Consider the following 18,029-nt stretch of genomic DNA (forward strand, 5'->3'; position numbering starts at 1 on the left):
TCGTGATCAAGAGGTTTTACGCCTCAACCCTTTGATCGATCATCGATCAGAGAGTTACAGTCGCCGACGGGCTTCCACCCAAGCCCCAGCCCTGTCCTGCCAAAGACAAAGGGCACCCCCGAACCCTTACCGATGAGGGAACCCCCTTCGACTGAGGAAGGCGGCGACATGACCGACCCCAAAGCCATCCAGCCGAGCGAGCTCGACCAGCTCCCGGACCGGGACCCGGAGGAGACCGCCGAATGGCAGGCCTCCCTGGACGCGGTGACCGAGGCGGCCGGACCGCACCGTGCCGCATACCTCATGCGGCGCACGCTGGAGCGCGCCGAGGGCGCCGGCATCGCGCTGCCGAAGCTCCTCGAGACCGACTACGTCAACTCCATCCCCACCGCCGCCGAGCCGGGCGTGCCCGGTGACGAGGCGACGGAGCAGCGGATCACCGCGTGGAACCGCTGGAACGCGGCCGCGATGGTGACCCGCGGCAGCAAGTACGGCGTCGGCGGCCACATCGCCACCTTCGCCTCGGCGGCCTGGCTCTACGAGACCGGCTTCAACCACTTCTTCAAGGGCAAAGAGGCCGACGGCTCCGGCGACCAGCTCTACATCCAGGGCCACGCCTCCCCCGGCATCTACGCCCGCGCCTTCCTCGACGGGCGGCTGAACGAGGCCCAGCTCGACAACTTCCGCCGGGAGGCGGGCGGCGACGGTCTGCCGTCCTACCCGCACCCGCGCCGTCTGCCCTGGCTGTGGGAGTTCCCGACGGTCTCCATGGGTCTCGGCCCGCTGTCGGCCATCTACCAGGCGCGCTTCAACCGCTACCTCGCCAACCGCGGCATCAAGGACACCGCCGGTTCCCACGTGTGGGCGTTCCTCGGCGACGGCGAGATGGACGAGCCCGAGTCGACGGCGGCCCTCGCGCTGGCGGCCCGTGAGGAGCTGGACAACCTCACCTTCGTCATCAACTGCAACCTCCAGCGCCTCGACGGCCCGGTCCGCGCCAACTTCAAGATCGTGCAGGAGCTGGAGGCCCAGTTCCGCGGCGCCGGCTGGAACGTCGTCAAGACGCTGTGGGGCACGGCCTGGGACGAGCTGTTCCAGCTCGACACCACCGGCGCGCTCGTACGCCGCCTGCGCCAGGTACCGGACGCGCAGATCCAGACGTACCAGACGCGCGACGCCGCCTACATCCGCCAGGACTTCTTCGGCGGCGACCCGGCGCTGGTGGAGCTGGCGAAGCTGCTGAGCGACGACAAGATCCTCGAGTGTTTCCACCTCTCGCGCGGTGGCCACGAGGCCCGCAAGGTGTTCGCCGCGTACAAGGCGGCCGTCGAGCACAAGGGCGCGCCGACCGTGATCCTGGCCCAGACGGTCAAGGGCCACACCCTCGGCGAGGGCTTCGCGTCGAAGAACGCCAACCACCAGATGAAGAAGCTGACGGTGGACGAGTTCAAGAACATGCGCGACCTGCTGGAGCTGCCGATCTCCGACAGCGCGTTCGTCGACGGCGTGGTGCCCTACGGCCACCCGGGCGCCGACTCCCCCGAGGTCCGCTACCTCCAGGAGCGGCGCGCCGCCCTCGGCGGTCCGGCCCCGGCCCGTCGTGTGCACCCGGTGGCGCCGCTGCCCGCCCCGGCGGAGAAGGCGTTCGCCTCCTTCGACAAGGGCTCCGGCTCGCAGAACGTGGCGACGACGATGGCGTTCGTCCGCCTGGTCAAGGACCTGGTCCGCGACAAGGAGACGGGCAAGCGCTGGGTGCCGATCGTCCCGGACGAGGCGCGCACCTTCGGTATGGAGTCGCTGTTCCCGTCGCTCGGCATCTACTCGCCGAAGGGCCAGACGTACGAGCCGGTCGACCGTGACCAGCTGATGTACTACAAGGAGGCCAAGAACGGCCAGATCCTCAACGAGGGGATCACCGAGGCCGGTTCGATGGCCGACTTCATCGCCGCTTCGACGTCGTACGCGACGCACGGCGAGACGATGATCCCGTTCTACATCTTCTACTCGATGTTCGGCTGGCAGCGCACGGCCGACCAGATGTGGCAGCTCGGCGACCAGCTCGGCCGCGGCTTCCTCGTCGGCGCCACGGCCGGCCGCACCACCCTGACCGGTGAGGGCCTCCAGCACGCCGACGGCCACTCCCCCGTCATCGCGGCGACCAACCCGGCGGCGCTGTCGTACGACCCGGCGTTCGCCTACGAGGTCGCGGCGATCGTCAAGGACGGTCTGCGCCGGATGTACGGCGAGGCGGCCCCGGGTGAGGACCAGAACGTCTTCTACTACCTGACCGTCTACAACGAGCCGATGCCGCAGCCGGCGAAGCCGTCCGTGGACGGGGTCGACGAGGGCATCGTCAAGGGCCTGTACCGCTTCAACACGGCGGAGTCGGCGGGCATCACGCCCCCGGCCAACGCCCCGCGGATCCAGCTGCTCGGCTCCGGTACGGCGATCCACTGGGCGCTGAAGGCGCAGCAGCTGCTCGCCGAGGAGTGGGGCGTGGCGGCCGACGTGTGGTCGGCGACGTCCTGGGGCGAGCTGCGCCGGGACGCCCTGGAGGCGGACGAGGCTCTGCTGCGCGGCGAGGAGCGGGTGCCGTTCGTCCGGCAGGCGCTCCAGGGCGCCGAGGGCCCGGTGCTGGCCGTCTCCGACTACATGCGCCAGGTCCCGGACCAGATCGCGCAGTGGATCGAGCAGGACTGGTCCTCGCTGGGCGCCGACGGCTTCGGTCTCTCGGACACCCGTGAGGCGGCCCGCCGCCACTTCGGCGTGGACGCCGAGTCCATCGTCGTCGCGGCCCTGGCCCAGCTCGCCAAGCGCGGCGAGGTCAAGGCGACGGCCGTGAAGGAAGCGCGCGAGAAGTACGGTCTGTGAGCACGGACCGGTGATCGGCAGGCCCCCGCCGCGGCGGGGGCCTGCTGCATGATGTGCCCATGCGTGCTGCCCGGCTCATCAAGATGGTGCTGCTCCTGCAGTCCCGGCCCGCCATGACGGCCGCCGAGCTCGCCCATGAGCTCGAGGTGTCGGAGCGGACGGTGACACGGGACGCGCAGGCGCTGTCGGAGGCGGGCGTGCCGGTGTACGCGGACCGGGGCCGGGCCGGCGGGTACCGGCTGGTCGGCGGGTACCGGACGCGGCTGACGGGGCTGCACCGCGGCGAGGCGGAGGCGCTGTTCCTGTCCGGGGTGCCGGGGGCGCTGCGCGAGATGGGCCTGGAGGACGCCGCCTCCGCCGCTCAGCTGAAGGTGTCGGCGGCTCTGCTGCCGTCCCTGAGGGACGCCTCGAGGACGGCGGCGCAGCGGTTCCATCTGGACGCGCCGAACTGGTTCAAGGAGCCGAGGACGCCCGCGCTGCTGCCTGCCGTGGCCGACGCGGTGTGGGACGACCGGCGGGTAGTCGCGCGCTACCGGCGCGGGGAGGACGAGGTCGTCCGGGAGCTGGAGCCGTACGGGCTCGTGCTGAAGGCGGGCGTCTGGTACCTGTGCGCGCGGGTGGCCGGGAACGGGGCCTTCCGGGTGTACCGGATCGACCGGTTCACGGCGGTGGACCCGGGCGGGGAGCGCTTCGAGCGGGAGCCTGAGTTCGCGCTGCCCGCCTTCTGGGAGGAGCGGGCGGAGCAGTTCGCCCGCTCCATCCTGCGGGCGCGGGTGGTGGTGCGGCTGTCCCCCGACGGTGTGCGCGCACTGCCGTACGCCCTCGACTCGCTGTCCGCGCGGGAGGCCCTGGCGGACGCGGACGAGCCGGACGGCGACGGATGGGTGACGGTGGCTCTGCCGGTGGAGTCCGAGGAGGTCGCCCACACCCAGCTGACGGCGCTCGGCGCGGAGGTGGAGGTGCTGGCCCCCGAGGGCCTGCGCGAGCGGTTCGCGGCGGACGCGCTGCGGTTGGCGGGGCTGTACCACCCCGAGAGCGGCGCATAACGATCCCGCGCACTCCGGGTGCGCCCGTGTGCCCCAGGGCCGATGCTTGTCCCGTGATGGACGAGACGGAGTTCTGGGAGCTGGTCGACGACTCTCGCGAGGCTGCCGAAGGCGACCCGGAGGAGCAGGCCGACCTGCTCGTGGAGCGGCTCTCGCGGCTGGACCCGGACTCGGTCCTAGACTTCGCCCGTCACTTCGAGTCGCGCTACAACCGCGCCTACCGGTGGGACCTGTGGGGCGCCGCCTGGGTACTGCTCGACGGGGCGAGCGACGACGCCTTCGACTTCTTCCGGTGCTGGCTGATCGGCCAGGGCCGCCATGTCTTCGAGGGCGCCGTGCACGACCCGGACGGGCTCGCCGAGTTGCTGGGCGACTTCGACGAGGAGATCGACGGCGACGGCGAGGAGCTCGGCTACGCGGCGGACGAGGCCTACGAGCAGCTCACCGGCGTGGTCGCCCCGGACCTGGAGATCCCGCCCGCGCCCCCGGAACCGGAGGGCACCTCGCTCGACTTCGAGAACGAGCGGCTCCTCGCCGAGCGCTATCCCCGGCTGTGGGAGCGCTTCAGGGGCTGACCGCCAGGCTCCGGGCGTCGGCCTTCACCGCGTGGTGCAGCGGGGCCGCGTTGGCCTGGTCGAGGGCGGACGCGGTGGCCGCCGCCGGGCCCAGGACGACGGTCGCGACCGCGCGGAGCACCGCCCAGGGGCCGCGGGTGGCCGCGGTCCAGGTGTGCGGGTTCTCCGTATGACGGTTGTTCATGGTCCCCACCTCCGGTCGGCTGTCTGTGAGGGTGACCGTAGGGGGCCGGGATCTGAGGACACCGCGCGCCGGCTGTGGCCTTGCTGTGGGTCTTCCGGCCGGTGCTGCAGACGGGCCGCCAGCTCTCTGATCTCCGGCAGGCGGGCGTGCAGGGCGGCGCCGGGGCAGCTGGTCATGTAGCCGTCGTTGTGGCCCGCGAGGGCGGGCAGTTTCGCGGAGGTGCCGGCCGCGTACCGGCTCAGGCCGTTGCTGGAGACCAGCAGGACGCTGGCCCGCGGGTCGGTGCCGGACAGGCCGAGTTTCCAGGCGGACAGCGCGGCGATGGCCTGGATCATGGCCCGCGGCACGGGCATGCCCGCGGTGAAGGTGCCGAGGGCGGCGATGCCCGTGGTGCCGTGGTTGAAGCCCTGGGTGTGGGCGCCGGTCACGGCACGCTCGACGCCGCCGGCGCGGCCCTCGTAGATGGTGCCGCAGCGGTCGACGACGAAGTTGTAGCCGATGTCGTCCCAGTCGCGGGTGCCGGTCTGGCCGGTGTACACGTCCCGGATGATGCGGGGCGCGTCGGCGCAGTCGTAGCCGTTGGGCGTGTCGGTGTGGTGGACGAACACGGCGCCGACCCGGTCGTCGTACCGGGGGCGCGGCTGTGTGCGGGCGGCGTCGCCCAGCCAGTGCGACCGGAGCACGATGTGCGGCCGGGGGGCGGTGTAGGGCTTGGCCGTGGGGCGGGCGGCCGCCGGCTCGGGGGCGCTGTCGGCGGCGTTCTCGACGCCGTAGGCGCACAGCACCAGCGCGACGGCGGCGGAGAGGCCCGGCAGGCAGCCGAGGCCCACCCGGGCGGCGCGCGGCAGGCCGGTTATGCCGGGTGTCCTGGCGGCGCGGCGCCTGCGCGCACCCTGCCGTCTTCGGAAGACACGCATGTGCTCACTGTCGACCCGATCCGGTCCGTCCGCGATGTGTGATGTGCCACCCGGTGGAACCATCGTCACGGTCCGCGACGTTTTTCCGGATGCACGGACGCGTGGCCGGTTCTGATCATCCACGCGCGTGTGACTGATCACCGGGCCCTCCCCCCACGTACTAAGGGGTTCCGAATGAAAGGCGGCGTGCGTGGACCTGCTCGACATCCTGCTGTTGCTGGTCGTCCTGGCCTATGCGGCGTCCGGGTACCGGCGCGGGCTGGTGGCCGGCTGTGTGTCACTGGCGGGCTTCGTGGGCGGCGCGGTCATCGGCGTATGGGTCCTGCCGTGGGTGATGGACCTGGTGACGCCGGGGACGACGGGGGCGACGCTGACAGCGGTGTTCACGGTGCTGCTCCCGGCGGTGGTGGGCCACGAGCTGGCGGGGCGCCTCGCGCTGCGGCTGCGGCGGGAGCTGGACAGGGGGCCGCTCAGAGTGGCGGACGGGATCGGCGGGGCCGTGGCCAACTCCGTCGCCGTGCTGATCGTGGCCTGGGTGGCCGCGAGCGTCCTGGGCGTGTCCTCGTCGCCGCTGGTCACCTCGGCGATCCGGGACTCTCGGCTGCTGGACGCCGTGCAGCGGACGATGCCGGACACCACGCCGGACTGGTTCTCGGGGGCCACGTCCGCGCTGACCCAGGCGGGCTTCCCGCAGGTCTTCAACCCGTTCGAGAACGAGTCGACGGCCGAGGTCGCCGCGCCCTCCGGTGACAGTGTCACAGCGGCCGCCACCGACGCCGCCAAGCGGAGCACGGTGAAGGTCGAGGGCGTCGCCGGCACCCAGGGCCGCGAGGGCAGCGGGTTCGTGTACTCCCGGGAGCACGTGATGACCAACGCCCATGTGGTGGCCGGCATCGACGAGCCGACCGTGCAGATCGGCGGCGTCGGGCGGACGTACGAGGCGCGGGTGGTGCTCTTCGACTCGCAGAAGGACGTGGCCGTGCTGTACGTGCCGGGTCTGAAGGCGCCGGTGCTGCGGTTCGACGACGCGGCGGAGCGCGGCGACTCGGCGGTCGTCGCGGGCTATCCGGAGGACGGCGACCTGAACCTCCAGGGGGCGACGGTCGCCAACCGCGTGCGGGCGACGGGCCAGAACATCTACAACGACGGGACGGTCACCCGCGAGATCTACTCGATCCGCTCCACCGTCCGCCCCGGCAATTCGGGCGGCCCTCTCCTCACCACCGACGGCCGGGTCTTCGGCGTGGTCTTCGCCCGTTCCACCTCGGACGCCGAGACCGGCTACGTCCTGACGGCGGCGGAGGTCGCCCGGGACGCGCGACGGGCGGCGGACGCGACGGCTCCGGTGGACACGGGGGATCTCGCCGCGTCATGACGCCGGGTCGGGTGGCCGCCGGTCACCCGGTCGGCAGGGAGCGCCCCATGAACACGTCGTCGACATACGCGCCGCCGAGGAAGAACTCCTCCGGCAGGACCCCCTCCACCACGAACCCCTCGGACTCGTAGAGTCCCCGGGCCGGTGTGTTGTGCCCGAGGACGCGCAGCGTGAGGCGCCGCGCCCCCTGCCGCCGCGCCTCCTCCCCCGCCGCCCGCAGCAGGGCCCGGGCGAGGCCGTGACCGCGCGCCTCCTCCGCGACGGCGAGCCCCCGGATCATCCGCACATGGGCGTTGCAGGCGAGCGACGTCGCGGTCCCCAGCCGCAGATAGCCGGCCACGGCTCCGTCGAGTTCGGCGACGAGACATTCATGCCACGGGTCACGCTCGGAGAAGAAAGGACCGTACGGCGGCTCGGGGCGGGGCTGGACGGCGTGCAGGGGCGACCAGGTGGCGCGGTCGAGCAGCCCGAGCGCCTCCTCGTCGTCGAGCCGTGCGGGGCGTATGTGCGGAGTCGGCATGGCGGTCACGTTACGTCCGCGAGACCGGTTCCCGACGGGGCTTTTACGGCGGCGACCGGCAAGATTGAGCCATGCGACGCATCGCGGTGACCGGCGCCTCCGGTCTGATCGGCAGCGCTCTGGTGCGGTCCCTGACCGCGGACGGGCACGAGGTGGTGCGCCTGGTGCGCCATGAGCCCCGGGCGGCGGACGAGGTCCGCTGGGACCCGGAGGGCGGGCGGGTGGACGCGGCCGGGCTGGCCAGGTGCCACGGGGTGGTGAACCTGGCGGGGGCCGGGGTCGGCGACCGCCGCTGGACGGACGCCTACAAGCGGCGGATCCGCGACAGCCGGGTGAACGGCACGGCGGCGCTCGCCGAGGCCGTCGCCTCGCTGGACGAGAAGGACCGGCCGCGGGTCTTCGTGAACGGCAGCGCCATGGGCTACTACGGCGAGACCGGGGACCGTACCGTCGACGAGAGCGCGCCGGCGGGTGAGGGCTTCCTGCCCGCGCTCTGCGTGGAGTGGGAGAACGCCACGGCACCGGCCCAGGAGGCCGGTGTCCGCACGGTGTTCACGCGGACCGGCCTGGTCGTGTCCCGCGACGGCGGTGCGTGGGGGCGGCTGTTCCCGCTGTTCCAGGCGGGGCTCGGCGGGCGGATGGGTGACGGGCGGCAGTACTGGTCGTTCATCGCGCTGCACGACGAGGTTGCCGCGATCCGGCATCTCATCGACACGGACGGTCTGTCCGGGCCGTTCAACCTCACCGCCCCGAACCCCCTGATGAACCGTGAGATCACCGCGGCGATGGGACGCGTGCTGCGCCGCCCGACGCTGTTCGCCGTGCCCGCGCCCGTCCTGCGGAGCGTGCTCGGCGAGATGGCAGGGGATGTGCTCGGCAGCGCCCGGGTGCTGCCGACGCGGCTGCTGGAGTCGGGCTTCCGGTTCGCGTTCCCGGAGATCGAGGGGGCGATCCGGGCGGCGCTGTGACGGTTCCCGGCGGTTCCGAGGGCGCTCCTCGAGTCGGCCCCTAGCCCCCTGCGACCACTTCATGCCCACAAGGCATCCGTATGCGACCGCCGTGCGACCGTGCCCTGTTGATGCGCGACCCCATTTGACCGATCACAGCCCTACCCTCGACCAGAACTCGCGTATCCCTGCGGCCTGTTGAGGGCATGACGTCTCCAGCGCCCGCGCAACCTCGAGGAGGGGCACGTGCTTGAGCCCGCGTACCAGGCGGACGTGGTCGTCGTGGGGGCCGGGGTCGCCGGACTCTCGGCCGCGAACCGGCTCACCCGCGCAGGAGTGACGACCATGGTCCTGGAGGCCGCCCACGGGGTCGGCGGCCGCATGGCGACGGAGAAGGTCGACGGCTTCCGGCTCGACCGGATCGGCCAGTTGCTGTCCACGGCGTATCCGGAACTACGGCTGACACCCGGCCTGGGCGGGCTGGTGCTGCGCCCGTTCGCGCCCGGTGTCCTGTTGCACGGCGACGGACGCCACCATCGCGCGGGTGTCCAAGCGGGCGCGGGGGGCGCACGGGGCGCACGAGGCGCACTCCATGCAGTGCGCGCCCTGGCGAGCGCTCCCCGGTCACCTGTCGCGCCCAGGCCGCCCAGGAGGCCGGTGGCGGTGCCGGGCCGGCAGGTCTCCGTGCCCCGGAGCCGGTCCGGCGCCCCGCTCGGCACGGCCGTCGACCAGGCCCGGCTGGGTGCCGCCCTCACCCGGCTGGCGAGCACCCCGGCCGAACGGCTGCTGGCCCGCCCGGAGCTGCCCGCCGGTGAGGCCCTGGCTGCGCGCGGGCTGCCCGCCCGTACGATCGACGGCTTCCTGCGTCCGCTGCTCGCCGCCCTGCTGTGCGACCCGGACCTGACCACGTCCAGCCGGTGCGCGGACCTGGCGCTGCGGGCCTTCGCGAGCGGCCGGCTCTGTGTACCGGAGGGCGGTGCGGAGGCCCTGCCGGAGCTGCTGGCACGCACGCTGCCGCCGGGCACCGTGCACACCGGCGTGCGCGTCACCTCCGTCTCCACGACCTCGGTGACGACCGCCGAGCACGGCGAGATCCGCTGCCGGGCGGTGCTGGTGGCGACCGATGCCCGGGCCGCCGCCGAGCTGCTGCCCGGGCTGCGGGTGCCGGACTTCCATCCGGTGACGGTGGTGCATCACACGACCGACGAGCCGCCGGAGACGGGGGCGTCGCTGCTGCTCGACGCTGATCTCGGCGGGCCGGTCGCGCACACGGCGGTGGTGAGCCGTGTCGATCCGTCCCGGGCGCCGGCCGGGCGGGCGCTGGTGTCCTCGACGGTGCTGGGGCGGCCGCCGGGGGATGTCGACACGGCTGTGCGGATGCACTTGGCGCGGCTGTACGGGATGCCGACGGCTCGGTGGGAGACGTTGGCCGTGCACCAGACCGTGGAGGCTGTGCCGGCGATGCGGCCGCCGCATGATCTGCGGCGGCCGGTGCGGTTGATCGCGGGGCTGTATGTGTGCGGGGATCACCGGGACACCAGCACGGTGCAGGGGGCTCTGCACTCCGGGCATCGGGCGTCTGCGGCGATCTTGGCGGATCTGGGCGCGGGGCGGTCGATGCATGTTGCCGATCCGCTGCCGACGGTGCCACGGGCTGCCTAGGTGATTCGTCGGGCGCGGGTGCGTGGGGGCTGGTCGCGCAGTTCCCCGCGCCCCTAAAGAAGGGCCGCTACCTTGTCGCGGTAGGTCCGCACGGGGGCCGCGTCCTTGTACGGCTCGAGTCTCCTTTCGAAGTCCCTCACGTACTCCACCGCCCTTACCGAACGCATCTCAGCGGCCTGGCCGGCGGCCTCCGCTCCCAGTTGGCAGGCCTGGTCGAGTTCGCCCAGGCCCAGGCGGGCGGTGGCCAGGACGATGCGGCAGAAGAGGCGGCTGCGGGCGTAGGAGGGGGCGCGGAGCTGCAGGGAGCGTTCCGCGTGCTGGGCGGCGGCGCGGAACTGCTGCAGGTCGCGGTGGCAGTGGCCGAACTCGTCGGCGAGCTGTGCCTCGTCGAAGAACTTCGCCCAGTGCGGTACGTCGTCCCCGGGCCGGGCCGTCTCCAGGGCGCGCTCGGCGCGGACCAGGGCCGCGGTGCAGGCGCGGACCTCGCCGAGTACGCCGTGCCCGCGTGCCTCGGAGGCGTGCAGCAGCGTCTGTACGACGGGCGGGGCCGAGGTGCCGACGCCCTGCTGTGCCACGCGGGCGAGCTGCACGGCCTCCCGGCCGTGCCCGAGGTAGACGGCCTGCCGGCTCATGGTGACCAGCACATACGCCCCGTACGTCCGGTCCCCGGCCGCCTGGGCGAGCCGGAGCGCCTGCACGAAGTAGCGCTGGGCGAGTCCGTGCGCGGCGATGTCGTACGAGGTCCAGCCCGCGAGCCGGGTGAGGTCGGCGGCGGCCGCGAACAGCCGGCGGCCGGTCTGCTCGCCGTAGGTGCCGCGCAGCATCGGCTCGCACTCGTGCTCCAGATAGCGCACCAGGGCCTGGCGGGCGTGACCGCCGCCGTAGGCGTCGTCGAGGGTGCGGAAGAGTTCGCCGACCGAGCGCAGGGCGGCGATGTCGCCTGCGGTGACCTTCTGGCCGGGTCCGCGTTCGGCCTGGCCGCGCTGGCGGGGCAGGGACGGTACGCCCGGTTCGCCCGTCGCCGGGAGGCGGACGGGGACGCGGCCCTGCGCCGGGATGCGGGCGGCGGGCGGCTCGCCCCGGGCGACCTTCTCGTCGGCCCGGCCGATCAGCCAGTCCCGGCTCGGCACGACGAGCCCGGCCGGGGTGAAGGCGATCTTGCGCAGCTCGGCGTGGCTGCCGGAGTCCTTGCGCCACAGCCCGCTGACGATGTCGACGGCCTCCTCGGGGGCGGCCGCGAACTCCAGCCCCGCGTAGACCGGGGCACAGGCGTCCAGGCCGAGGTCCTGGGCGCTGAGGCGGCGGCCCAGGCGCCGGGTGAAGACCTCGGCGATGAGCGCCGGCGTGGTGCCTCGGGGCTGCTGGCCGCGCAGCCACCGGGTGACGGAGGTCTTGTCGTATCTCAAGTCGAGCCCGTGTTCGAGACCGAGCTGGTCCACGCGACGGGCGAGTCCCGCGTTGGAGAACCCCGCTTCTGCGATGAGCGCGGCGAGCTGTCGGTTGGGGGTGCGCTGCGCGGGTCGTTCCGTCATGGTGCGGTGCGGTCTCCTGCCTTCCGGTGTCGGTGCTGTGCCGGATTGCGTGTGAGCAGGCCTTTTGGCTTGCTGGACGGCGCGAATGTAGCGGAGAGTAAGCACCCCATCACACATTTTCCCGGACATTCATCCGATCGTGTGAGGATTGGCCCCGGGACTGACGTGTTCGGGCCGGACGTACAGTGGCTTGGGCGCGATACGTGCCTGACACACCCGTCCGAGGGAGGCGCTTGCCGTGAGTGGGTTGCGGTTCGTCCGCATGGGGTTCGGTGACGAGGCCGTCGAGTACCAGGAGGCCTGGGACGAGCAGCGCCGGGTGCACGCGGCGCGGTTCGCCGACGAGATCTCCGACACGGTCCTGCTGCTGGAACACCCGCCGGTCTACACGGCCGGACGGCGCACGGCGGACAAGGAGCGACCCCTGGACGGCACGCCGGTCGTCGACGTGGACCGCGGCGGCAAGATCACCTGGCACGGCCCCGGCCAGCTGGTGGGCTACCCGATCCAGAAGCTGCCCCGCCCGGTGGACGTCGTGGCACACGTACGCCGCCTCGAAGAGGCCCTGATCCTCACCTGCGCGGAGTTCGGCCTGGAGACCACCCGGGTCGAGGGCCGCAGCGGCGTGTGGGTCCTGGGCGACCCGGTCGAGCGGCGCCCCGCACTCGGCGGCCTCGCCCTGGACTTCGACCCGCGTCTGCACGACGAGGAGTTCGACCCGCGCCTCAACGGCCCGGAGTACGCCCCGTCCAACGCGGGCCAGCGCCGTGAGGACCGCAAGATCGCCGCGATCGGCATCCGCGTGGCCAAGGGCGTCACCATGCACGGCTTCGCGCTCAATGTGAACCCCGACAACAAGTGGTTCGACCGGATCATCCCCTGCGGCATCCGCGACGCGGGCGTCGCGTCCCTGGCGAACGAACTGGGCCGCGACGTGACGATCGAGGAGGTCCTGCCGGTGGTGGAGCGGCACCTGAGGGACGTACTGGAGAACGCGGAGCTGAAGCCGCGGGAGATCGAGAAGACGCCGGCGGCATAAAGCCGCGCGTGGAGGGGCTAGCACCCACACAGGCATTCAAATCAACGGGCGTACCCTTGAGGACGCCGAAGAATCAATCGCTAGGGAGCCGGTCGTGTCCGCAGTCGCACCCGACGGACGCAAGATGCTGCGCCTGGAGGTCCGCAACAGCCAGACCCCCATCGAGCGCAAGCCCGAGTGGATCAAGACCCGGGCGAAAATGGGTCCCGAGTACACCAAGATGCAGAACCTCGTGAAGAGCGAGGGCCTGCACACGGTCTGCCAGGAAGCCGGCTGCCCCAACATCTACGAGTGCTGGGAGGACCGCGAGGCGACCTTCCTCATCGGCGGCGACCAGTGCACCCGGCGCTGTGACTTCTGCCAGATCGACACGGGCAAGCCCGAGGCGCTCGACCGCGACGAGCCGCGCCGGGTCGGCGAGTCCGTGGTCACGATGGACCTGAACTACGCCACGATCACCGGCGTCGCCCGTGACGACCTGGAGGACGGCGGCGCCTGGCTGTACGCCGAGACGGTCCGCCAGATCCACCAGCAGACGGCGGGCCGCGAGGCCGGCCGGACGAAGGTCGAGCTGCTCGCGCCCGACTTCAACGCCGTCCCGGAGCAGCTGGCGGAGGTCTTCTCCTCCCGCCCCGAGGTCTTCGCGCACAACGTCGAGACGGTCCCGCGGATCTTCAAGCGCATCCGCCCCGGCTTCCGCTACGAGCGCTCCCTGAAGGTCATCACCGAGGCCCGCGACTACGGCCTCGTCACCAAGTCGAACCTGATCCTCGGCATGGGCGAGACCCGCGAGGAGGTCAGCGACGCGCTCAAGCAGCTGCACGACGCGGGCTGCGAGCTGGTCACCATCACGCAGTACCTGCGGCCCTCCGTGCGCCACCACCCCGTGGAGCGCTGGGTCAAGCCGCACGAGTTCGTGGAGCTCCAGCAGGAGGCCGAGCAGATCGGCTTCTCCGGTGTGATGTCCGGCCCGCTGGTGCGCTCCTCGTACCGCGCGGGACGGCTCTTCAAGATGGCCATGGAGCAGCGGGACGCGCGCATCGCGGCCCAGGCCGTCTGACACATCGTCACCACCCCTGCCGCAAACAGGGCGAGACAAGCGTGTGAATTCTCGCACAAGACGCTACCCGCCAGTAGCGGCCGATTTGACGCGGTCCCGACCGTCCTCGCAGATGAGGGCACATGTCGGGACCGCGTCGGCGTTTCACCACTCACCGCCGGGGCTTCATGGGTGTTTGACCGGCCGGTCACGCCCTGGTAACACCAATCAGTGACGCTGAACTCACAGCACGTACACCCATACCGAGGGGGGACCTCACCCATGCAGGCCGCGCCGGTCCGCGCCACCGCGATTCCGTCCTTCACCACCGCACTGCGTGCCGTCGAGTCGCTGCTGATGAGCAGCGGTCAGCGCACCGCCCGCCGCAACGCGTGGACCTCCGTGCTGGAGGACCGCCGTCGCGCCAAGGACCGGGTCGAGACGCAGCGCGTCCTCGACCAGTCCGTTCCCGGGTCCGGCTCCGTCCGTCCCTGAACCCCGGCCCCTCCCCCATGGGCCCCCGCGGGCACTGCCGTCGTCGGCGCTTGTGGGGCCACGTAGACTGCGTGGCATGGCGAGGAAGGAACCTGCAGCGGACGCTGCGAACCCCGGGCGACTGAAGCAGATCGCTCAGACCTACAAGATGACCCGCAGGGCCGACAAGAAGATCGGTCTTGTACTCGCGGCAGTCGGAATCGTCACCTTCGGTGTCTTCCTCGCGATCGGTTTCTTGATCGGTCACCCCATCTATCTCGGCATCCTGGGCCTCCTGCTCGCCTTCCTCGCGTCGGCGATCGTGTTCGGGCGCCGGGCCGAGCGGGCCGCCTTCGGGCAGATGGAGGGACAGCCCGGCGCCGCCGCGGCGGTACTCGACAATGTCGGCCGGGGCTGGACGACGACCCCCGCGGTGGCGATGAACCGCAGCCAGGACGTGGTGCACCGCGCGGTCGGCAAGGCCGGCATCGTCCTGGTCGCCGAGGGCAACCCGAACCGGGTGAAGTCCCTGCTCGCCGCCGAGAAGAAGAAGATGAACCGCATCGTCGCGGACGTGCCCGTGCACGACCTGGTCGTGGGCACGGGCGAGGGCCAGGTCGAGCTGAAGAAGCTGCGCACGACCATGCTGAAGCTGCCGCGCGTGCTGACCGGCCCGCAGGTCACGGCCACCAACGACCGGCTGCGCGCCCTCGGCGACCTGATGAGCAACATGCCGCTGCCGAAGGGGCCCATGCCGAAGGGCATGAAGCTGCCGAAGGGCGGGCCGAAGGCCCGCTGACTCCCCGCACACGCTGACGACGAAGGGGCGCCCGGTGATCCGGGCGCCCCTTCGTCGTCAGCGAAGGCCGTTGGGGTCGCTAGATGCGGACCTCGACCGTGCCCGCCAGCCGGTCGTGCAGACCGCGGCCGTCGCGGTCCCAGATCAGGGCGGGGATCGCGAGGAAGAGCAGGACCGTACGCAGGAGGGTGCGCCAGGGGCTGACGCGGCCGGTGTCCAGGGCGAGCACCCGCAGGCCGAGGAGCCGCTTGCCCGGGGTGAAGCCGACCGTACCGACCGTGAGCACCATGAGGGCGAACAGGATGAGCGGTGCCCAGATCTGTGCCGCTTCGTTGTAGCTCTGCGTGATAAGACCGTATGCGATCAGGAGACTCAGACCCCAGTCCACGGCGAGGGCGCCCAGCCGGCGGCCCGGACGGGCGATCGAGCCGGGTCCCTCCTCGGGCAGACCGAGCTGCTCACCCCGGTATCCGAAGTCGACACCGGCCTCTTCCGCAGCCGCGCGGGGCCCGGAAAGCCACGATCCGAGTGCTTGCCTGTTGTCCACCCGTCCACGGTACTGCGCCCGTAAATGACCAGGGCACGGCGGGGTGTGGTCGGGCTACGGTGGAGGGTGAGCCGGTTAACTTGTGCGAAACAAATGAGTCACGCCAGAGAAATCACCCGTCCCTAGGGTCTACGTCAGCGTGTGCCACCCGCACTGGCAGCACGAACGAACTACCACCCCGGCGGGACGGTCGGGAGTAGGAGGAGCTGGATGTTCCAGAACGCCGACGAGGCCAAGAAGTTCATCGCGGACGAGGACGTCAAGTTCGTCGACGTCCGCTTCTGCGACCTGCCGGGCGTGATGCAGCACTTCACGATCCCCGCATCGGCCTTCGACCCGGCCGAGGAGCTGGCCTTCGACGGCTCCTCGATCCGCGGCTTCCAGGCCATCCACGAGTCCGACATGGCGCTGCGCGCGGACCTGTCGACCGCGCGGGTCGACCCGTTCCGCCGTGACAAGACGGTCAACATCAACTTCTTCATCCACGACCCGATCACGGGTGAGCAGTACTCCCGTGACCCGCGCAACGTGGCGAAGAAGGCCGAGGCCTACCTCGCCTCCACCGGGATCGCCGACACGGCGTACTTCGGTCCGGAGGCCGAGTTCTACGTCTTCGACAGCGTCCGCTTCGCGACCAGCGCGAACGAGTCCTTCTACCACATCGACTCCGAGGCCGGCGCCTGGAACACCGGTGCCCTCGAGAACAACCGTGGTTACAAGGTCCGCTACAAGGGCGGCTACTTCCCGGTCCCGCCGGTCGACCACTTCGCCGACCTGCGTGCCCAGATCTCCCTGGAGCTGGACCGTGCCGGTCTGCAGGTGGAGCGCCAGCACCACGAGGTGGGCACCGCCGGCCAGGCCGAGATCAACTACAAGTTCAACACGCTGCTCGCCGCAGCCGACGACCTGCAGCTCTTCAAGTACATCGTGAAGAACGTGGCGTGGCAGAACGGCAAGACGGCGACCTTCATGCCGAAGCCGATCTTCGGTGACAACGGCTCGGGCATGCACGTCCACCAGTCGCTGTGGACCGGCGGCCAGCCGCTCTTCTACGACGAGGCCGGTTACGCGGGCCTGTCGGACACCGCCCGCTACTACATCGGCGGCATCCTCAAGCACGCTCCGTCGCTGCTGGCCTTCACCAACCCGACGGTGAACTCGTACCACCGCCTGGTCCCGGGCTTCGAGGCGCCGGTCAACCTGGTCTACTCGCAGCGCAACCGCTCCGCGGCCATGCGTATCCCGATCACGGGCTCGAACCCGAAGGCCAAGCGCGTCGAGTTCCGCGCGCCCGACTCCTCCGGCAACCCGTACCTGGCCTTCTCGGCGCTGCTCCTCGCGGGCCTGGACGGCATCAAGAACAAGATCGAGCCGGCCGAGCCGATCGACAAGGACCTCTACGAGCTCGCCCCCGAGGAGCACGCGGGCGTCCCGCAGGTCCCGACCTCCCTCCCGGCCGTCCTCGACCGCCTCGAGGCCGACCACGAGTTCCTCCTCCAGGGCGACGTGTTCACGCCGGACCTGATCGAGACGTGGATCGACTACAAGCGCGCGAACGAGATCGCGCCGCTGCAGCTGCGTCCGCACCCGCACGAGTTCGAGCTGTACTTCGACGTGTGATCGACGCCTGATCGAGGCATCACGCCCGCGCCCCCGCTGTCCTACCGGCAGCGGGGGCGCGGGCATTTGTTCTATTCTGCTGACAGGACCACACGGGGGTGGAGTGGGTATGCCGGAGCACGAACAGGACGGCCAGGAGCGCGAGTTCGACCTCAGATGGGCGGACGACGCCGAGCACAAGGAGCCCTCGGCCCGGGCCCGTATGCTCGCCGCACGCTGGAAACACAACCCTCCCGGCCCCGTGCCCTTCCGCCCCGACCCCGACCACCGCTCACGCGGCCGCCGCTCACGCTCACGCTCCGGCCCCCGCTCCCGCTCCCGCTCATCGTGGATCTCCACGGCCGTGGTGTTCGGCTGTATGGCGGCGCTGATCGTGCTGCTGGGGTACATCAACTTCCGGGCGCCGTAGCGGAGCGTGCGCCGAGAGGGCCGGCCGGGCGGCTGCTAGCGTCCCCGCGCGTGGACGACAGTGTGTATGTGGGCAACGCGGGCCAGGACGCCGCGCTGGACCGTGGCTGGATTCTCGGGCACTTCAAGGACGTCGGGGACCCCCGGCACAGTGGGGCCGTCGAGATCAAGTGGGGTGTTCATCCCCGGGGTGACGAGCGGGCGCAGTGGGTGCGGGGTGAGGAGCGGACCGCGCTGCTGGTGCTGATCAGCGGGCGTTTCCGGGTGGAGCTTCCCGGTCGGAGTGTCCTGCTGGAGCGGCAGGGGGACTACGTCGTGTGGGGGCGCGGGGTCGATCACTCCTGGGTCGCGGAGGAGGAGTCGGTGGTGCTGACCGTGCGGTGGCCGTCGGTGGCCGGGTACGCGGTGGGCGCGGGCGGCTGACGCCTTTGCCTGTCCTGGGGCCGATCACGACCCGTTCATGGGCGTGACCGG

General features: G+C 71.4%; 18 protein-coding genes. 13 read left to right on the forward strand and 5 right to left on the reverse strand.

The window, feature by feature from the left end; all coding sequences use genetic code 11:
- Positions 1 to 168: 168 nt before the first annotated feature.
- The 3 genes from aceE to ACFT32_RS40840 are packed head-to-tail and all read left to right on the forward strand — an operon-like array spanning position 169 to position 4,492.
- Positions 169 to 2,871: a pyruvate dehydrogenase (acetyl-transferring), homodimeric type gene (aceE, locus tag ACFT32_RS40830; RefSeq protein WP_382499299.1), complete on the forward strand. Its 2,703-nt coding sequence runs from the start codon at positions 169 to 171 to the stop codon at positions 2,869 to 2,871.
- A 59-nt stretch (positions 2,872 to 2,930) separates the two neighbouring features.
- Positions 2,931 to 3,917: a helix-turn-helix transcriptional regulator gene (locus tag ACFT32_RS40835; protein ID WP_382499301.1), complete on the forward strand. Its 987-nt coding sequence runs from the start codon at positions 2,931 to 2,933 to the stop codon at positions 3,915 to 3,917.
- Positions 3,918 to 3,970: 53 nt separating this feature from the next.
- Positions 3,971 to 4,492, forward strand: coding sequence for a DUF4240 domain-containing protein (locus tag ACFT32_RS40840; protein WP_382499303.1), 522 nt, complete (start codon positions 3,971 to 3,973; stop codon positions 4,490 to 4,492).
- Here ACFT32_RS40840 and ACFT32_RS40845 read toward each other — a convergent pair.
- Both ACFT32_RS40845 and ACFT32_RS40850 read right to left on the reverse strand, forming a co-directional pair.
- On the reverse strand, positions 4,482 to 4,676 hold the full coding sequence (locus ACFT32_RS40845) for a hypothetical protein (RefSeq protein ID WP_382499306.1): 195 nt from the start codon (positions 4,674 to 4,676) through the stop codon (positions 4,482 to 4,484). The genes ACFT32_RS40840 and ACFT32_RS40845 overlap by 11 nt on opposite strands.
- On the reverse strand, positions 4,673 to 5,593 hold the full coding sequence (locus ACFT32_RS40850) for a peptidoglycan recognition protein (protein ID WP_382499308.1): 921 nt from the start codon (positions 5,591 to 5,593) through the stop codon (positions 4,673 to 4,675). The genes ACFT32_RS40845 and ACFT32_RS40850 overlap by 4 nt, the downstream gene beginning before the upstream one ends.
- A 190-nt stretch (positions 5,594 to 5,783) precedes the next feature.
- On the opposite strand from ACFT32_RS40850, the gene ACFT32_RS40855 reads away from it, so the two are divergent.
- Positions 5,784 to 6,968, forward strand: coding sequence for a MarP family serine protease (locus ACFT32_RS40855; RefSeq protein ID WP_382499310.1), 1,185 nt, complete (start codon positions 5,784 to 5,786; stop codon positions 6,966 to 6,968).
- Positions 6,969 to 6,990: 22 nt separating this feature from the next.
- Here the strand turns inward: ACFT32_RS40855 and ACFT32_RS40860 are convergent, their stop codons facing one another.
- On the reverse strand, positions 6,991 to 7,488 hold the full coding sequence (locus ACFT32_RS40860) for a GNAT family N-acetyltransferase (RefSeq protein ID WP_382499312.1): 498 nt from the start codon (positions 7,486 to 7,488) through the stop codon (positions 6,991 to 6,993).
- A 71-nt stretch (positions 7,489 to 7,559) separates the two neighbouring features.
- Between ACFT32_RS40860 and ACFT32_RS40865 the strand changes: the two genes are divergently transcribed.
- Together ACFT32_RS40865 and ACFT32_RS40870 are read left to right on the forward strand one after the other, a co-directional pair.
- Positions 7,560 to 8,456 carry a TIGR01777 family oxidoreductase gene (locus ACFT32_RS40865; RefSeq protein ID WP_382499315.1) on the forward strand — a complete coding sequence of 299 codons (897 nt, stop codon included), beginning with the start codon at positions 7,560 to 7,562 and terminating at the stop codon, positions 8,454 to 8,456.
- A gap of 225 nt (positions 8,457 to 8,681) precedes the next feature.
- Positions 8,682 to 10,097 carry an NAD(P)/FAD-dependent oxidoreductase gene (locus ACFT32_RS40870; protein WP_382499317.1) on the forward strand — a complete coding sequence of 472 codons (1,416 nt, stop codon included), beginning with the start codon at positions 8,682 to 8,684 and terminating at the stop codon, positions 10,095 to 10,097.
- A 53-nt stretch (positions 10,098 to 10,150) separates the two neighbouring features.
- On the opposite strand, the gene ACFT32_RS40875 is transcribed toward ACFT32_RS40870, so the two are convergent.
- Positions 10,151 to 11,629 (reverse strand): regulator, encoded by a 1,479-nt coding sequence (locus ACFT32_RS40875; RefSeq protein WP_382499320.1) that lies wholly within the window; start codon positions 11,627 to 11,629, stop codon positions 10,151 to 10,153.
- 238 nt (positions 11,630 to 11,867) lie between these two features.
- On the opposite strand from ACFT32_RS40875, the gene lipB reads away from it, so the two are divergent.
- From lipB to ACFT32_RS40895, 4 genes are all read left to right on the forward strand, one after another.
- A complete protein-coding gene (gene lipB, locus ACFT32_RS40880; protein ID WP_382499321.1) occupies positions 11,868 to 12,668 on the forward strand; it encodes a lipoyl(octanoyl) transferase LipB in 801 nt (266 codons plus the stop codon).
- 94 nt (positions 12,669 to 12,762) lie between these two features.
- Positions 12,763 to 13,728 carry a lipoyl synthase gene (gene lipA, locus ACFT32_RS40885; protein WP_382499324.1) on the forward strand — a complete coding sequence of 322 codons (966 nt, stop codon included), beginning with the start codon at positions 12,763 to 12,765 and terminating at the stop codon, positions 13,726 to 13,728.
- A gap of 261 nt (positions 13,729 to 13,989) precedes the next feature.
- On the forward strand, positions 13,990 to 14,202 hold the full coding sequence (locus ACFT32_RS40890) for a hypothetical protein (protein ID WP_382499327.1): 213 nt from the start codon (positions 13,990 to 13,992) through the stop codon (positions 14,200 to 14,202).
- A 76-nt stretch (positions 14,203 to 14,278) separates the two neighbouring features.
- Positions 14,279 to 14,980: a DUF4191 domain-containing protein gene (locus ACFT32_RS40895; RefSeq protein ID WP_382499328.1), complete on the forward strand. Its 702-nt coding sequence runs from the start codon at positions 14,279 to 14,281 to the stop codon at positions 14,978 to 14,980.
- A 79-nt stretch (positions 14,981 to 15,059) separates the two neighbouring features.
- On the opposite strand, the gene ACFT32_RS40900 is transcribed toward ACFT32_RS40895, so the two are convergent.
- Positions 15,060 to 15,527 carry an RDD family protein gene (locus ACFT32_RS40900; protein ID WP_184596315.1) on the reverse strand — a complete coding sequence of 156 codons (468 nt, stop codon included), beginning with the start codon at positions 15,525 to 15,527 and terminating at the stop codon, positions 15,060 to 15,062.
- Positions 15,528 to 15,737: 210 nt separating this feature from the next.
- Between ACFT32_RS40900 and glnA the strand changes: the two genes are divergently transcribed.
- The 3 genes from glnA (at position 15,738) to ACFT32_RS40915 (ending at position 17,978) form a co-directional block, all read left to right on the forward strand.
- Positions 15,738 to 17,147: a type I glutamate--ammonia ligase gene (gene glnA / locus ACFT32_RS40905; RefSeq protein WP_382499331.1), complete on the forward strand. Its 1,410-nt coding sequence runs from the start codon at positions 15,738 to 15,740 to the stop codon at positions 17,145 to 17,147.
- Positions 17,148 to 17,256: 109 nt separating this feature from the next.
- On the forward strand, positions 17,257 to 17,556 hold the full coding sequence (locus ACFT32_RS40910; RefSeq protein WP_382499333.1) for a hypothetical protein: 300 nt from the start codon (positions 17,257 to 17,259) through the stop codon (positions 17,554 to 17,556).
- Positions 17,557 to 17,606: 50 nt separating this feature from the next.
- Positions 17,607 to 17,978 carry a signal peptidase I gene (locus ACFT32_RS40915; protein WP_382499335.1) on the forward strand — a complete coding sequence of 124 codons (372 nt, stop codon included), beginning with the start codon at positions 17,607 to 17,609 and terminating at the stop codon, positions 17,976 to 17,978.
- Positions 17,979 to 18,029: the final 51 nt, after the last annotated feature.

Source organism: Streptomyces sp. NPDC057002, from assembly GCF_042673825.1.
In the GTDB taxonomy this organism is placed as follows: Bacteria; Actinomycetota; Actinomycetes; order Streptomycetales; family Streptomycetaceae; genus Streptomyces.

Coding starts and splice junctions, on each gene's coding strand:
- aceE (WP_382499299.1), top strand. CDS start 169: ATGACCGACCCCAAAGCCATCCAGCCGAGCGAGCTCGACCAGCTCCCG.
- ACFT32_RS40835 (WP_382499301.1), top strand. CDS start 2,931: ATGCGTGCTGCCCGGCTCATCAAGATGGTGCTGCTCCTGCAGTCCCGG.
- ACFT32_RS40845 (WP_382499306.1), bottom strand. CDS start 4,676: ATGAACAACCGTCATACGGAGAACCCGCACACCTGGACCGCGGCCACC.
- ACFT32_RS40850 (WP_382499308.1), bottom strand. CDS start 5,593: ATGCGTGTCTTCCGAAGACGGCAGGGTGCGCGCAGGCGCCGCGCCGCC.
- ACFT32_RS40860 (WP_382499312.1), bottom strand. CDS start 7,488: ATGCCGACTCCGCACATACGCCCCGCACGGCTCGACGACGAGGAGGCG.
- ACFT32_RS40865 (WP_382499315.1), top strand. CDS start 7,560: ATGCGACGCATCGCGGTGACCGGCGCCTCCGGTCTGATCGGCAGCGCT.
- ACFT32_RS40875 (WP_382499320.1), bottom strand. CDS start 11,629: ATGACGGAACGACCCGCGCAGCGCACCCCCAACCGACAGCTCGCCGCG.
- ACFT32_RS40890 (WP_382499327.1), top strand. CDS start 13,990: ATGCAGGCCGCGCCGGTCCGCGCCACCGCGATTCCGTCCTTCACCACC.
- ACFT32_RS40895 (WP_382499328.1), top strand. CDS start 14,279: ATGGCGAGGAAGGAACCTGCAGCGGACGCTGCGAACCCCGGGCGACTG.
- glnA (WP_382499331.1), top strand. CDS start 15,738: ATGTTCCAGAACGCCGACGAGGCCAAGAAGTTCATCGCGGACGAGGAC.
- ACFT32_RS40910 (WP_382499333.1), top strand. CDS start 17,257: ATGCCGGAGCACGAACAGGACGGCCAGGAGCGCGAGTTCGACCTCAGA.